Annotated in this window: 12 protein-coding genes; 9 read left to right on the plus strand and 3 right to left on the minus strand. The window is 51.4% G+C overall.

Translation table 11 applies throughout. The annotated features are described in order from the left end of the window. Positions 1 to 279: 279 nt before the first annotated feature. Positions 280 to 1,419 (minus strand): DUF1963 domain-containing protein, encoded by a 1,140-nt coding sequence (locus H0247_RS19375; RefSeq protein WP_255434039.1) that lies wholly within the window; start codon positions 1,417 to 1,419, stop codon positions 280 to 282. 458 nt (positions 1,420 to 1,877) lie between these two features. On the opposite strand from H0247_RS19375, the gene H0247_RS19380 reads away from it, so the two are divergent. The 3 genes from H0247_RS19380 to H0247_RS19390 are packed head-to-tail and all read left to right on the plus strand — an operon-like array spanning position 1,878 to position 4,492. Then, the gene (locus H0247_RS19380; protein WP_180743985.1) at positions 1,878 to 2,897 is read left to right on the plus strand and encodes an ABC transporter substrate-binding protein; all 1,020 of its coding nucleotides are present in this window, start codon (positions 1,878 to 1,880) and stop codon (positions 2,895 to 2,897) included. Positions 2,898 to 2,912: 15 nt separating this feature from the next. Then, entirely contained in the window at positions 2,913 to 3,677 is a 765-nt protein-coding gene (locus H0247_RS19385; protein ID WP_180743986.1) for an ABC transporter permease, read from the plus strand. Next, on the plus strand, positions 3,674 to 4,492 hold the full coding sequence (locus H0247_RS19390) for an ABC transporter ATP-binding protein (protein WP_180743987.1): 819 nt from the start codon (positions 3,674 to 3,676) through the stop codon (positions 4,490 to 4,492). Before H0247_RS19385 ends, H0247_RS19390 begins: the two co-directional genes overlap by 4 nt. Positions 4,493 to 4,566: 74 nt before the next feature. Here the strand turns inward: H0247_RS19390 and H0247_RS19395 are convergent, their stop codons facing one another. Both H0247_RS19395 and H0247_RS19400 read right to left on the minus strand, forming a co-directional pair. Next, positions 4,567 to 5,733 (minus strand): MFS transporter, encoded by a 1,167-nt coding sequence (locus H0247_RS19395; protein WP_180743988.1) that lies wholly within the window; start codon positions 5,731 to 5,733, stop codon positions 4,567 to 4,569. Between the two features lie 18 nt (positions 5,734 to 5,751). Then, a complete protein-coding gene (locus H0247_RS19400) occupies positions 5,752 to 6,636 on the minus strand; it encodes a LysR substrate-binding domain-containing protein (protein ID WP_180743989.1) in 885 nt (294 codons plus the stop codon). 252 nt (positions 6,637 to 6,888) lie between these two features. On the opposite strand from H0247_RS19400, the gene H0247_RS19405 reads away from it, so the two are divergent. From H0247_RS19405 to H0247_RS19430, 6 genes are all read left to right on the plus strand, one after another. Continuing rightward, positions 6,889 to 7,506: a LysE family translocator gene (locus H0247_RS19405; protein ID WP_180743990.1), complete on the plus strand. Its 618-nt coding sequence runs from the start codon at positions 6,889 to 6,891 to the stop codon at positions 7,504 to 7,506. Positions 7,507 to 7,785: 279 nt separating this feature from the next. After that, complete coding sequence (locus H0247_RS19410) at positions 7,786 to 8,328, plus strand: LemA family protein (protein WP_180743991.1); 543 nt, start codon at positions 7,786 to 7,788, stop codon at positions 8,326 to 8,328. A 4-nt stretch (positions 8,329 to 8,332) separates the two neighbouring features. Next, positions 8,333 to 10,390 (plus strand): DUF2207 domain-containing protein, encoded by a 2,058-nt coding sequence (locus H0247_RS19415; RefSeq protein WP_180743992.1) that lies wholly within the window; start codon positions 8,333 to 8,335, stop codon positions 10,388 to 10,390. Between the two features lie 62 nt (positions 10,391 to 10,452). Then, on the plus strand, positions 10,453 to 12,159 hold the full coding sequence (locus H0247_RS19420; protein ID WP_180743993.1) for a DUF6138 family protein: 1,707 nt from the start codon (positions 10,453 to 10,455) through the stop codon (positions 12,157 to 12,159). A 69-nt stretch (positions 12,160 to 12,228) separates the two neighbouring features. Next, positions 12,229 to 13,155, plus strand: coding sequence for a D-2-hydroxyacid dehydrogenase (locus H0247_RS19425; RefSeq protein ID WP_180743994.1), 927 nt, complete (start codon positions 12,229 to 12,231; stop codon positions 13,153 to 13,155). 222 nt (positions 13,156 to 13,377) lie between these two features. Further along, complete coding sequence (locus H0247_RS19430) at positions 13,378 to 14,856, plus strand: hypothetical protein (protein ID WP_180743995.1); 1,479 nt, start codon at positions 13,378 to 13,380, stop codon at positions 14,854 to 14,856. Positions 14,857 to 15,168: the final 312 nt, after the last annotated feature.

The following is a 15,168-nucleotide window of genomic DNA, read 5'->3' on the forward strand; positions in this document are numbered from 1 at the left end:
TAGCTCAGTTGGTAGAGCACGACCTTGCCAAGGTCGGGGTCGCGAGTTCGAGTCTCGTTTCCCGCTCCAATCTTTTCTTCTTGTTATCCAACATCGTCATCCCAAAGAAAATTTCTTGATCCATCACTACTTTCTAAAACCATAATGCTGGTCGATGGCGCAGATCAGCGCTAAGTCTTAAGCCTGTATCGCATAATATCAACGACAATTGCCGCGATTAATTCTCGGTGGATTGTCGTTGCGCTTATCAAGGTCGCCCACTTAGCTTTGGCTACATCCTCAGTAGTCGCAGACCAGAAATACGCGGTCGAAGCGTAGGGCGGCAAGGTCGGTGCGGTGGATGATGAAATTCAGCGTACCGTCATCCCACTGAAATTGTCCGTCCAGACAGACCTGAAACAGCACCAGCCAGTCCTGTGCTTCGCCGCCTAATTGCTGTGCTGCCTGCCACTCTGGCAATTCATGCTGGCTAAAGCCACAGCCGTTGACTCGGGCAATACCCTGATATTCAGGTAACGGGGCATCAGGCGGAAAGCCCGATGGCAGCATCTCCTTTTCGATCATCCAGGCGAGTTGCTCTTTCGTCGCTTTACTATCGGGCAACAGATTGAATGCCCCCAGTTGCCGCAACTGCCATGCGTAATACTGCGCAAAGCCAATGTGGGATAACACATCGTCGTATTCACCATCATGCAATGCTGCCTGCTGTTCCTGACTCAGTCGTGAGCACACTAGAGCATCAAGATGGGGATTTTGGTGTAATGCGTAAAAGCTGGGGACGGCGACGCTGGCTCTCGGATGCAGTTGAAAGGCGGTTTTTTGGCCTAGTGTCTTTTCGTCATTGAAGGCCAGGTCGGCAAAGCGCACGCCGCTGCATAGGCGTGCGGAATCCTGTACATAGATGACTTTCCCTCGGGTTGTTACAGGGCTGCTTCCGCATTCCAGAAAGAAGAATAGGGTTCCCTCACGCGGCAGATAGTCCTGTAACGGGGCTAAAGCGCGGCAGTCTATCTGCGCAATAAATTCCAGTGGTACACGATAGCGCTGTGTAACGTTGTCCCAAGGGAAAATGCACTCGTCTTTTTCGTCTTCACCTTCTTGCCAGCATTCCTCGTATTCGAGCAAAGTGTCTTCGGTGACGCTGACACTAGGGTAGGGGATATCGACAGGTAAATCTGGCAGACCACCGAGTCGGTGGTTGCCCAGCGCTGTGTGGTCGTCCTCAGTGCCATGATAGAAATCGACGCTGCTGCGTAATGTGCCAGCCACTGCATGGGCTATGGGAGGGATGGTCTTTGCTGAGAGCAGCGTATTCACAAGATGTTGTCGCTGCGGAGAATGCTCCGCCAACAGCGGGAGCAAGGTGGGTTCGACAGCCTCGGAGGGATTGGCCGATTCTTCCATATGTATGATTGGCATAACGACTCCTGTTTGAATACTTGCTCCTTAGAACAGGAGCTTAGCGACACGATTCTCAGACTATGTCTGCCCGAAAAGTGTGCTCATCCCGATTTGTCGCCTGTGGCCCGAATAGAGGGGTGGTAAAGCACGACATAACGCAGAGAAAAACGCAGCAACCCATCGTTTCTATGATGCCACATTTGTCTGCCTCAGCAAGAAGGCGATGTGCTGATGGCAGCGTCACTCTGCATCACTCGTAATGCATTTTTGTAACGTTTTGCTTTTTTTTGGTGCGCTAACGCCACGGGAACAGCGTATTTGCTGGGTTTTGTGGTGCTGACAAACATGGCACGGCCTGTGCTTAGTCTTATATACCGTCTTGTGTACAAGATGGCGCGACTCAGGCAATCGACCTGATCGGTTTTTCAGGCTGGGGTTTATCGGCTGTTGTTCGCTCACCGTTGAAGGGGAAACGTATGAAAAATAACAATGACAAGATCGATCGTAAACGCAGACAGTTAATGGCGTGGTCAGCGGCTAGCGCAGGCGCGCTGACGCTAAGCAGCCTGCTACCGAGCATGGCTTTTGCTGCCGACAGTGAAGAAATTCGCATCGGCTATTGGCCCATTGTGGGCGGTTTGCCTTTATATGTGGGCGTTGAGCGGGGCTTTTTCAAAGATGCTGGACTGAATGTTCGTGCGGTGAAATTCGCCAGCCCGCAACAGATTGTTGAGGGGATGATCACGGGGCGCATACATGGGTGTGCCAACGGTACGGCCACCGGTGCATTGGGATTAGGCGAGATTACCTCCCCCGGCCTGTTCAAGATTATTTGCTCGAACCCGTCGAATCATAAAATGGTACTGGATGAATTTCTGGTGCCGTTAAACAGCGACGTAAAAAGTATCGCGGAGCTGAAAGGGAAACGTATCGCCTGCGGACCGGGTATTCAGAATGTGGTGATGACCAAAATCATTCTGGAGAAGAATGGCTTTACCGCGGATGAACTGCGGGTGACGGAGCTGCCGGTTGGGCAGCATGTCGCTGCGCTGGCTGCGGGCCAGATTGACGGGGTTTATACGCTGGAACCGACGGGAACGGTAGGGCGGCTGAAAGGGCTGTCGCGCACGCTGGAAACTGGGGTGATCTCACGCTATGTGCTCGGTAACCCTGATGCGCCGTGGTTTGGCGGTGCGGCGGCACTCAATAGCGGTTTCATCGAAAGCCGTGCGGCGGACGCAAAACGCTTCACGCAGGCCTATGCCAAATCGGTGCAGTTTATTCAGCAGAATCCGGATGCCGCGCGTGAGCACATCACCGGATACACCAGTATTGAAGCCGAGCTGAGTAAAGAGGTGCCGTTGCCGGGGTTTGTCATGTATGACGAGCTAAAAGGCGACAATCTGGCGTGGTTCCAGAAGTTTTATGATGTGTTCACCGAAAGAAAAATCTTCCGGCAGCCGGTGGATGTCAGCAGCCTGATTTATCAGCCATAGGGGAGGAGCGCGATTATGCGTCAGCATTGGACGTCTAAATTATTGCCTGCTGTCGGCCCGATTCTGCTGTTTCTCTTCTGGCAGTTGGCGGTCAGCGCAAAATGGCTGAACCCCATTTTATTACCCTCGCCGGTCGATACGTTGGGCTATCTGTTCCAGTCCTTCGCGGATGTCGGTATGCGCACGGATATTGGCGCGACGTTGTACCGTACACTTGCCGCATTTGGTTTTGCTGCACTGATTGGCGTGCCGCTGGGCGTTATTCTGGGAAGCAACGAAAAGATTTACCGCAGCCTGGAGTTTCTGATCGACTTCTTCCGCTCTACGCCCTCGTCAGCGCTGATCCCGCTATTTTTGCTGATTTTTGGCATCACCGACGCGAATAAAATTGCTATTTCGGCTTTTGCGGCGGTACTGGTGATTCTGTTCAACAGCGCCTATGGCGTGATGAATGCCAAGAAAACCCGTCTAATGGCGGCACAGGTGATGGGAATCTCCCGCTGGCATATTTTTAAAGACATCATGCTGCTGGAAAGTCTGGCGCAAACCTTTGTCGGTCTACGCACTGGTGTGTCGATGGCGTTGGTGATTGTGATTGTCGCGGAGATGTTTATTGGCTCGGAAACAGGGCTAGGGCACCGCATCATCGATGCGCAGCAGGTGTTCAATATTCGGGATATGTACGCCTCTATTCTTATTACGGGCGCGCTGGGATATCTGCTTAACGTCCTGTTTCTGATTGTAGAAAAAAGAATTGTTCACTGGAGTGGCAAAGCATGATGACACAGAGCATAGCGCAAGTGGAAAAACCGGAGACGGCGCGACCGTCTTATCCGGCACCGAACACCCACGTCACCATTCGCGGGTTGAACAAGTCGTTTGCCGGTCAGCCGCTGTATACCGATCTGAATCTGGATTTGCCGCGCGGCAAGATTGTGTCGATTTTCGGGCCAAACGGCTGTGGTAAATCGACGCTGATGAACATGATTGCTGGGCTGATTCCTGTCGATAGTGGCGATATCTTGTTTGATGGCAAAACGCTGGCGGAAACCCGAATTGGCTATGTGTTTCAAAACTATCGTGATGCGCTTTTTCCCTGGATGAGCGCCTGGAAGAATATTGCCTATCCGCTGGTGCGTAGCTGCATGCGGCAGCAAGACGTTCAGACGCGGATGGATGAACTGATCGCGATGTTTGATATTCGTTTCGATCTTCAGCGTTATCCGTATGAGCTTTCAGGCGGGCAGCAGCAGACGGTCTGTATCATGCGGGCGCTGGCGACGGGGCCAGAGGTGATGTTTTTAGATGAGCCGTTCTCCGCATTGGATTTTGAAATGACGCTGTTTATCCGCGACAAGTTGCAAGAGGTGCAACTGGCGACTGGCGTGACGATGGTCATCGTGTCACACGATTTAGAAGATGCGGTGTTTCTGGCGGATGAAATCCTGCTGCTGACGCGTCGACCGACGACGGTGTCGGAGATTGTGCCGTTTGATTTAGCGCGTCCACGCGGGGCAGAGGCGATGAGCGACCCTGAGTTTATTCGCGTCAAGGCGCACACGCTGGCGGTGTTCAAACGCGAAATGGCCGCATAAACCGCCCGTTCCTCTGCTGCATCCATTTCAGGCACACCAGGCCGTCGCTGGCTTGGTGCGCCTGATACCGACATTCACTCTTCACCCAGCGAACGTGATACGCGTGCTTTTCTTAATACGCCCTGTATGCCGACAAACAGCACGCCGGTTAGCAGCAAGATGGCGATGAGGCCATCGTAGCCGTAAAACGTGATGGCTGCGCCAGAGAACAGTGGCCCGCTGATGCTACCCGCAGACCACACCAGCCCCAGAAGGGAATTCATCACGATCAGTCGCTGACCCGCAAATTTTTGACCCGCCCGTACCAGAGATAGCGTGTAAAGCCCGCCTGCGGCGGCTCCCAGTACGATACAGACGGCAACCAGCAGTGCAGGGGAGGAGAATGAGAAGGTGATCAATACCAGCATCACACAGAACAGGATGCCGCAGCCTATGTGGGTTTTGATAATACCGCACTTGTCTGCCAGCCAGCCAATCGGCGTCTGAAAGACGGCGTCGCCCAGAAAGATGAGTGTAACCAGTAAGATCGCGGACTTTTCGTCTAAACCTTGCTCCATGCTGTAAAGCGGAAAGAGCGCCAGTATGCTGGCATCGAAGAAGGAAAAGCAGAGTACGCCAGAGGCGATGGCTGGGAGAAAAGGGAGAAGATCCCGATAAGACGTTGAAGATGATTCCTCTGTCTGAACCATCGTGGCACAGTTCCTCAGCATGAACGCGCACGCGACGGAAATGCCACAAATCAGCCATAGCGCATAGATTTGCATCAGTTCCCCAGCAGCAATGAGCAGCGGACCTATCAGCTGACACCCGGTGAAAACGGCGGCATACAGCCCCGTCAGCGTCGCTTTGTGTTTGTCTGAAGCCTGACTGGTGACCCAGGTTTCTCCCAGCACGACCAATACCCCCGAGGCCAGCCCGGTTAACAGACGGGGGAACATGAGCGAAACAGGGTGTGACAGCAGGAATGAGGCAACGGTGGATACCGCCAGAATAATCAGGCTGCCGGAGAGCAGATAGCTGGCGTGCAGACGGCGACTGAGCCACGGGGTAACGAATGAAGAGAGCATCATCCCTGCCGCCGGAAGGGCTGCGAGAACGCCGAGTGTTGCCGTGCTGTGCCCGTGCTCGGCCAGCTTCAGGCTGATCAGCGGCAGGGTATACCCTGTCACCAGCCCCACAAGCGAGGCGGCAATAATCATATTCAGTGTCGTGAAATGGGTGTCACGGGAATGTGCTGTCATTGTCTTTCCTGTGCGGGTTTAACAAGCATCTTCAACCCCGGAAAGGCAGGCGGACACTTCCTGCATTAGCCAGGTATGAAATCGTAAGGACTTCTCATTTTGTTCAAGCGGGATGGGCGACAGCAGATAATACGCTGAACCATCCTGCGCAAATCCGTAAGGGGCATGCAGTTGTCCGTTCGCAATCTCGTCCTGCACCATCAGGAAAGACGCCATTGCCATGCCCAACCCCGAGACCGCCGCCTGAATACACAGATAGAAGTGCTCGTAGTCCGCTCTGACGCTGCCTTTGATGGAAACATGCGTCTGCCGTTGCCAAGTTGCCCACGCTTTCGGCCGTGTTCCGGTATAGAGCAAACGCATCCCTTCCAGACTGTTTTTGCGTTCGGTTTTGTCACGGCTTACCGGCCCCATCCATTCGTCGCACACCTTTACGCCATGCGTTTGTGGATCCCAGTGAAAATCGTCACGCCGCAGTGCAAGGTCAACGCCGCTGCGTACAAAATCAATCGGCCCGCCTGCCGCGACCAGATGGAGTTTGATATCGGGATTTGCCTGATTAAACGCTGGTAGCCGTGGAATCAGCCATTTCATGGCAATCGTGGGCTCGCATGACAGCGTCAGCACGTCATCCTGTGCACCTTGCTGTAGACGATAAACTGCCCCTTCGAGCTGCTCGAAAACGGACTGTGTGACCGTATGCAAAGAACGGCCCGCTGCGTTTAAAAAGATCGCGCGGTTACGTCGCTCAAACAGTTCAACCCCCAACGCGTCTTCCAGCAATCTGATCTGTCTGCTGACGGCGCCATGCGTGACATGCAGGGACTCGGCGGCTTTAACAAAGCTACCGGTTTGTGCGGCCGCTTCAAAGAAGCGAAAAGAGGCTAACGAGGGAAGTTTCATATACACGATGAAATTTGACAGATTTACACCAAGATAAATCGCTTTTTTGCCACATGCAAACGCTGAATAATTACACTGCCTTCTGGCGATAAGAGGCGTAATTACCTAAATAGTGAAGAGATATCGCGAGGTCGGCCTCTTTGATAGCCGTGTTGTGTCAATCACCTTTACATTCCTCCCTTCGCCAATCTTTTATCTATCTGTGCAAAATCATCGTGAAAAAAGATGACTTGCCGAACAAGGAAAACGTTAATGAATGAGTTAATTGCCGTCGCGACGATCACCATTTTGGCGGTGATCAGCCCAGGACCTGATTTTGCCATGGTGACCCGCAATAGCTATGCCTTTGGTTCACGGGTTGGATTGTTCAGCGCATTCGGCATTGCCTGTGGTATTCAGGTTCATGTGATGTATACCGTTTTTGGCATCGCCGTATTGATTGTTAACTCCCCGCTGCTATTCATGGCGATGAAGATTCTGGGAGCGTCATATCTGATTTATATCGGGTATAAATCCCTCACCAACACGACAAAAATAACATTGGAAGAAGCGTCCGGCCATGCGCCATCATCGCTTACTGCATTTCGCATGGGCTTTCTCACCAATGCGTTGAATCCGAAAGCGATGTTGTTTGTGGTCTCTACCTACACGCAAGTTGTACAACCCAGTAGCCCACTGAGCCATAATGTTGGCTATGGGTTATTTATGTCTATCGCTCACTGGGTTTGGTTCAGCATCGTTGCGCTGTTTTTTGCTACTCCAGTCATGCGCCGCCGCCTGCTCGACAGGCAACGTCTGGTCGACAAAGGGATTGGCGTTGCGCTGATTGCGTTAGGCGCTTCGCTGGCGTTGACCAAGATAGCCCTCTGATGAATGACGGTGGTGAATAACATCATCTGTAATACGTCATTGATAACGCCACGCTGAACGCTTAATTAGCTGAGTTCCACAGCACTGACTTCCTCCCGACGCTGTGGGACTATCATCAAGTATCAAGTGATTTATCACGCCTTCTCGACATCATGAGAAAAATCAAGCCGCTGTAATTTCCTGTCACCAACGACGCGTGGATGCGGTACTATTCGTCGTCATACCTTTATACCAACGCGTTGATTTTCCTTCTCTATCACAGCGAAAAGACAGTTTAAAATGGAAATTTATCTTGGTTTAGCTCTGGTTGGTCTGGTGGTTATCTGGGCGATTTTTACCTACAACCGATTGATATCTCTGCGACGTTTTAAAGATGAAGCCTGGAGCGGCATTGCGGTGCAGCTAAAGCGCCGGCACGATCTGGCTCCCAATCTTCTGACGTTGGTCAAGCGTTACGCGCAGCACGAAAAAGATCTGCTGGAAGCCCTTTCCCGTCAGCGCACCCGCCAGACTGGCAGCACGCGGCAAATTGCTCAGAATGAACGGGAATACTCAGGGACGCTGGGGCGCTTTTTTGCGCTGGCGGAGGCTTATCCTGACCTGAAATCCAACCAAAACTTCCTCGCCTTGCAGCAATCGCTCTCTGAAATTGAAGAGCAGCTTCAGATGTCGCGCCGTTATTTCAATGCCACGGTGCGGGATTTGAATATTCAGGTGGAATCCTTCCCCAGCCTGTTAATCGCCAACCTGTTCCAGTTTAAAACCGAAACGTTCTTTGAACTGGAGAATCCCGCAGAGGGTGATGTTCCACGGATGGAGTGACGTGATGGCAAGGTGGGTGGATGCGCTGCGCCGCTGCGGCTGGTTGGTTTTACTCGGGTGGAGCGCTCTGGCTCAGGCCAACGCGCTGGATAATACGTTTATCCCCGGGATTAACGTTGCGCCGGGAACGACGGCTTCTCAGCAGACGGCGGACGAACGTATTTTGCTGTTTGATTCGCAGGCTCGCTTTCAGACGGATGGCACCATGCTGGTGGATGAGACCATTCAGGTGCAGTCGACCGGCGAGCAGATCAAGCGAGGGATTTTCCGCACGCTCCCGCTAGTCTGGCATCGGCAGGACGGCAGTAAGTTCCGCCTGACGTACCAGATTACACAGGTGCTGCGAGATGGCGAGCCGGAAAGCTACAGCATCGATCAGGCGGGCGAGCAGATTAAAGTATTGATTGGTCGTGCCGATCGTCAACTGCAACCCGGAGTCTACCGCTACCGTATTCAGTATCAGGTGAGTAACCATTTCAGCCGCTTTCCCAACTGGGATGAGCTGTATTGGAACGTCACCGGCAACGGTTGGAACTATCCCATCAATCAGGTGCGTTTTCGCCTGTATCTGCCGGAGCAAGCGGCGTTTCTCTCCGCCAGCGGTAAAGATACCCGCCTGCAATCGATTGATGTTTATACCGGTCCGGTGGGTAGGAAAGGCGACAACGCCCGCATTCTGGCAGATGGCAGTATCGAGACGCTTGCGCCGCTGCATCCAGGGGAAGGCGTAACGGTCGCCTACACCTGGCCGCGGAGTATTCTGGCTGCCGCTCCTGCACCGCAAGAGGATTCTCTGCTGGGGAGTTGGCTCTCGCCTACGTTGAAAAGCGGGATATTGTGGTTTCCCCCCTTTCTGATCGTGGCTTACTACCTGTTTTGGTGGAGTAAGCATATAACCCCCCTTGGCTTAACGAAACCCGCAGTCATGCCGTTGTATAGCGTTCCCGATGGCATTTATCCCGGCTATGTGCGTTACCTTTGTCAACGAACCTACGATAACGTGGCTTTCTCCGGCGATGTCTTGGATCTGGTTGCCAGGCGTGTGATTGCGCTGACAAAAGTCGTCCATAAGCCGAGAAAAAGCCGAAGTGGTATGACGCAGAGGCGAGAAGAGCAGTGGCTCACTCGCTTACCTGAAAGCGCGTCCATGACGCTGACACCTGAGGATAAACAGCTCCTTAGCACCTTGTTTCCCGGCAAGACAAAGAAACTGGATATGACGGAAAGCAGTATGCGTTCGGCACCAATGCAGAAGGCGCGTAAGGCGCAAGAAGCGCATTATGAAAAAATGCACCCGACGCTGTTCTTATCGATTGCTGGAGCCGTGAGAGTGGGTCTCGCGCTAAGTCTGCTGGTTCCGGTGCTGTACGGTTTTTTCTTCAATCTCTGGACGGCAATCAGTACGGTTATTGGTCTGCCTTTTCTGCTGTTCAGTACGACGCTGTGTCTGCAATTACTGAAATACGCGCGCTATTCTGCGCTGCTAAAGAATAGTGAGAAAAGTAAAGCCTCGCTTTTTCTGGTAGTGGCCGGGTTCCTCTTTACGCTGCCGTTTGGTCTCGGGCTGTTTCGCTTACTGACATCGTCTCAACTGCCGACAGACTATCAGGGAGCCTTATCGGTAAGCCTGTTACTGTGTCTGGGGTTCTTCTGCCTCGTCCCGCGCCATACCCAGAAAGGGTTGAATGGTCTGGCCGTAGCCAAAGGGATGACCTTGTACCTCCGCGCCGCAGAAGAGCGCCGTTATGAAACGTTGTACCCGCCCGATGAGCGAGTGACCCATTTTGAACGCATGCTGCCTTATGCGCTGGCGTTGGGCGTAGGGGAAACCTGGGCCAATACGTTTGCTCAGTATCTGAAAAGCCACCAAATGGTCTCTGACGTGTTCTCCAGTACGCAGTGGGACGGTATTTCCCAGTTCAACAGCGCGTGTAGCGCCTCGTCAAGGATGGTGGTGAACTCCGGTTCTGGCGGGGGAGGCGGCAGTTCCAGTGGTTCGGGCTCTTCCGGCGGAGGCTCGTCGGGAGGTGGTTCCGGTGGTGGCGGCGGCGGCGGTTGGTAAACACATTAATACCGTTCTTTGGGGCAACGTTTCATCTGCGATAAGTAAGGATAAAGAGAAAAATGACGGACAGGCATTCAAACGAAACCGGGGCATTACCACAACACGACCTGCCGATGCGGGATGAATCGCTTACGGCAATCAACAAATGGTTTGATACGCAGGAGCAAAGGGCGGGGCTCGATGAGATTATATCGCGAACAACATTGCAGGCTGGCATCCATGACGATCTGATATTGGATTATGCGCCGGGGCGTACGTCGATATCCTCTGAAGCGAAACCGGATGCTGACGGGCTGTCGCCCGGCAGTCGCAAAGGTGCGCTGAGTGTGGCGCAGATACAGGACAGTATCGTGCCTGTGCTGGCGCAGGCTATCGCGCAGCGTGTTGAGAAACTGGCCGATACGGCGCTGATTGACTACCGGTTTTGTTTTCGGGCTGTATTTCCGGCAACAGAAGGCCGCTTGCTGATTACGCTGTTTACATTCACCAATGAGGTGAAAAAACAGCGGCTACTTAATGCTATTCACGACTATATCGATCGCTATCTTACCCACGGCACTGCGCCAACAGAGAAGTTACAAACTTTCTTTCTGGTTCGTCACTTGTTAGATGCGCATCTCTTTCCTGCGATGGATATCGACAATGTCATCACTCTGCTTGAGCTGATTCAGCAGAAAAACGCAGGAAGTGCGGAATTGTCTGAGCATCGACGCACCATTACCCGTGAGTTAAAAGCGTGGGTGGATCAGCACTTTTTGTTGCGCTATTGCGATGTGTCCAAACCCGAGTATTTTTTTGAACCAGATAGCTATACCCTCAAGCCCGGTATCGCACTGGCGTTACAAGGTTCACAAACGCTTCATCCCGTTGAATTAGTGCTCTATGCGGCAATCATGATTCTGCGCTATGAACCTTCTTACAGTAAGCCGAAGGCTCTGGAATACTTGGATATCGCGAAGCAGTTGGGCTATCCGCGTGCGGTAAGCATGATGGAAGAGGGAAGCGGTACGTTTGAACACGCGCTGATTAATCTGAAGAATGAAGGGGTTGAATGCGTGGCGAATGATGTGTTTGCGACCATCACCGTGCGTATTCGCGAGGAAAGCGCTGAAGCGTATGCGCTGGCGCTGGGCTTCATTACACGCTTACTGACGCTCGGCTTCCCAAAGAGCTACAAGATCGTCCTGAAATCGTCGGTGCGACAGTACCTTCCCATCAAGGGGCTGGCAAAATCGGATACCCATCGTTTTTTTGCTAACGCGTTGCAGTACGCATCGAACTATCCACTGCTTGAGGATTATGCGCGTACTGCGATTGAAGAATTTGAATGGTACGCCGATTCGGAAGGCGAAAAGTGCATTATGCCGGGAAGCTATGCGGTATTCGGGCTGGGTCTGAGCGAGGCGGGATACTTTCCACTCGTCAAAGATTACATGGAAAGTGTGGATGATGAGCATCAATCAGTACAGGATGCGTTCATTCGGGCGTTTTTCGATAAGCATAGCGTGACGGCGCCGAACGTGGCGACGCTGGTTGCCTGTTTGAGCCATGCGACAGAAAGCCTAAAGTTGAATATGTTGCCTGCGTTAGAGGATGACGCGCTGTTTGAACAACTGGTCGAAGAAGTGCGGATGCGGGAACCCGCCGTGATAGAACATATCTTGTATCTCATCTGGGGCAATACTAAGAAACTCGCCGCATTGGTGAAGAAATCAGAAGCGAAGCGCGGCGCGTTGTTGACGTCACTCATTCAGGCTTCGGCCTAATCGTAAATGTAATAACGACAATCATCGGGGTGAAGCCGCAAGTGCTTAATCCCGTTAAGGAACGTGCTTATGACCGCTATTCTGCTGCTGGACTCGCGTGCCGATGAGATCGGCTCTGTCTTAAATCATAGTGCGCCAGAGCTTGAGCTGGTGCTCTCAAATGGTACGGCGGAGCAGGCGGCGGGCTGTCCGATTTGGCTGGGCGAACCTGATACCGCAGCGGCACTGCTGGCTCAGGGAGCGAAACCGACGTGGCTACAGTCGACCTGGGCGGGGTTCAAGCCGCTGCTGGCCGATGGGTTACCGCGTGATTACCGTCTGAGTCGCGCCGTTGGCGTGTTTGGGCAGCCGATAGCCGAATATGTGATTGCCTATATGCTCAGGCATGAGCTGCGCCTGGGGGAACGGCAAATCAGTCAGGAAGAGCGGCACTGGGATCACCGTTTACCGGGATCGCTGGCGGATAGGCATGTGTTGATTGTCGGTGCCGGAGAGATCGGCTGTGAGGTTGCAGGTTTTCTACGGCCTTTTGGTGTCGAGCTATACGGTATCGTCAGTACTCCTAGACAGCGGCCTGATTTTAAACAGGTTATGAGCTTAGCGGAGCTTCCTGCCGCAGTACCGAAGGCCGACTATGTCATCAACCTCCTTCCCGATACCTCGGTAACCACCGATATCTATGATGCTCGTCTGTTTGCCGCGATGAAGCCTTCTGCGCTGTTCATCAATGTCGGTCGCGGTAGCGCTGTGGTGGATGATGATTTACAGACGGCGCTGCGTGATGGGCAGATTGCAGGAGCGGTGCTGGATGTATTCAGGCAAGAGCCGCTACCGTACAGCCATCCGTTCTGGAACACGCCAAATCTGACGTTGACGGCGCACATTGCTGGGCCGATGGTGCCGAGGCTGATGGGACGATTATTTCTGGATAATCTCTCTCACTTTCAGGCTGATAATACGTTACGTGGCGAAGTGGATTTTAATCGAGAATATTAAATAATAATCAAACTAATTATAAATGAGTGAATTTATATATTTTACAAAAATTTCAATTCTCTCACTTAAAGAATTTCATTTTAACTATTTTTGTAAAAAATTATTGGGATTATATGGTGTGTCGGTGTAATACTACTTCAGCTTCACGTTCAGTATTTGTTAATTATTAAATAATAAGTCTGCGTTCTATTTGATAATCCTCAAGGATAAGGAAATATTGGGATGAAATACCATCGTTTAAATGTATATCTTGCGGCTGCTGGATTGGCATTCTGCATGGGTTCAGCGATTGCTGAAACCAGCGTTTCTGTCGAAGTGAAGGATATTGGGAAACTGCAAAAGAAAGGCACGGTTTCTGTATTTGATGCCCCTAATAGTATACAAGCGCATGCTGCAAGTAATTATAAATTTCATAAAGCGGAAAATGAGGGCGTTGTCGTTATTTCCCCTAATACATCAATTGCGCAGGCTGATGCAAAAAGCGCGCAAACAAAACCGTTATCCAGCACCCAGCCTCTTGCTAATAACGCTGCATTCACTCCGTTGTGTCCGACTCTAGCCGTAAATTCTATTTATACGCTGGACGGGCTGCAAAGTGGAGGCAGCGCCTGTTATCACTTTGAAATCACTCAGCGTTCTAAAACAACCGCTTTTGTCTTAGGCATGAGTCCTGAAACCGATATTGCACTCAGCTTGATGCGCGATGATGGCCAGAATAATGTGACGGCAATTAATTATTCAAATCAAGCAGGGAATGCTGATGAGGCTACATTAGATTTAACTACGCCGGGGCACTATTACTGGTTTATGGAGGCCAATACGGCTGATGGCTCCGCTTTTAACTTTGGTGCGATTGTTAATACGAATGTCGATGACTATGAGTTAAATGATATTCCCTCTCTGGCCACCCCGTTATCTGATAGTCTGAGAGAAATTGAAGGTAACTCGGATAGTGATTCTGATGCGGATTACTACGTCTTTACTGCAACCCGTGGCCAGCATGTTTTACTTCGCTTTGATGGCGTGACGAGCGGAACCAATAACAACTGGTTACTGGCGTCTTCTACTGATGGCGGTAATACCTGGACAACCCGTAATACTGGACAGGAAATTACCATCATTCCATCTCAGCCGAATGAAAAGGTTTTGGTGAGAGTGCTGCCTAATCCATCAAAATTACCGACCGTTTCTCAGAAATATAAACTAACTTTGGGCTCCAAAATTGCTGGATTCACTTCTTCTGTTAAAGGAGAGGATACGGTTCTACGTATTCCAAATGCGGCTCCGACAACTTATGGTTTCATGACTACGCAAGCCTATCGCGATGTTACCTGGAACGTTCGTATTACCGATTCAACTGGAACTGGTATTCCAAATATTATTGCGCTTTTTTACCTCGACCAACGAGAAAATAACGGTAATTTGGAGTTTACCCCGAGTAACGGTCATGGGGCGATAACTGATGCCAACGGAGTTGCATCGGGAACCGTGAAACTGGATGCCTGCCACGCTGATCACACTACGGAGTTCCAAGACTATAGTCAGGGTTATATCAATACGTGGAGAACAACCTATGATGTTGGTGCATGGAAGATCTCTGTCCCTTATCAGTATGATGTTGGTGTAGGTGGTAACTACTCTAAGTACGTCACATTTGGGCACATCTGTAAGCACACCTTGTTGAAAAGCGTAAAATCCTGATACGCAGAAGGCAATGAAATATCAGACCGCCTTAACGTCAGGCGGTCTGGTTGTGGAGGCGGGATCATGGTTTCGCTTCCACAGTGATAACGCGACTTGCAGTTGAGCGATACTGTTTTTCAGTGAAAAGGGCTTGCCACGCTGAGTTGGTTGGTACATAATGCTGTCCGTTGAATCGCTAGGTGAGTAAATAATGATTAAATTCATTAAGTTACATGTGATTCAGCAGGGTTTGATGAAATTTTTATTTCAGTCTGGTTTACTGAAGTAAAAGATAATAAATCCGATTCTCAGCGGGAATAGCTCAGTTGG

Origin of the sequence: Pectobacterium sp. CFBP8739, from assembly GCF_013449375.1 — a bacterium.
GTDB lineage: Bacteria > Pseudomonadota > Gammaproteobacteria > Enterobacterales > Enterobacteriaceae > Pectobacterium.

Bases quoted from the DNA above. Each gene is read 5' to 3' on its own strand.
- H0247_RS19425 (WP_180743994.1), top strand. From the start codon at position 12,229: ATGACCGCTATTCTGCTGCTGGACTCGCGTGCCGATGAGATCGGCTCT.
- H0247_RS19375 (WP_255434039.1), bottom strand. From the start codon at position 1,419: ATGCCAATCATACATATGGAAGAATCGGCCAATCCCTCCGAGGCTGTC.
- H0247_RS19380 (WP_180743985.1), top strand. From the start codon at position 1,878: ATGAAAAATAACAATGACAAGATCGATCGTAAACGCAGACAGTTAATG.
- H0247_RS19405 (WP_180743990.1), top strand. From the start codon at position 6,889: ATGAATGAGTTAATTGCCGTCGCGACGATCACCATTTTGGCGGTGATC.
- H0247_RS19400 (WP_180743989.1), bottom strand. From the start codon at position 6,636: ATGAAACTTCCCTCGTTAGCCTCTTTTCGCTTCTTTGAAGCGGCCGCA.
- H0247_RS19385 (WP_180743986.1), top strand. From the start codon at position 2,913: ATGCGTCAGCATTGGACGTCTAAATTATTGCCTGCTGTCGGCCCGATT.
- H0247_RS19415 (WP_180743992.1), top strand. From the start codon at position 8,333: ATGGCAAGGTGGGTGGATGCGCTGCGCCGCTGCGGCTGGTTGGTTTTA.
- H0247_RS19410 (WP_180743991.1), top strand. From the start codon at position 7,786: ATGGAAATTTATCTTGGTTTAGCTCTGGTTGGTCTGGTGGTTATCTGG.
- H0247_RS19430 (WP_180743995.1), top strand. From the start codon at position 13,378: ATGAAATACCATCGTTTAAATGTATATCTTGCGGCTGCTGGATTGGCA.
- H0247_RS19390 (WP_180743987.1), top strand. From the start codon at position 3,674: ATGATGACACAGAGCATAGCGCAAGTGGAAAAACCGGAGACGGCGCGA.
- H0247_RS19420 (WP_180743993.1), top strand. From the start codon at position 10,453: ATGACGGACAGGCATTCAAACGAAACCGGGGCATTACCACAACACGAC.
- H0247_RS19395 (WP_180743988.1), bottom strand. From the start codon at position 5,733: ATGACAGCACATTCCCGTGACACCCATTTCACGACACTGAATATGATT.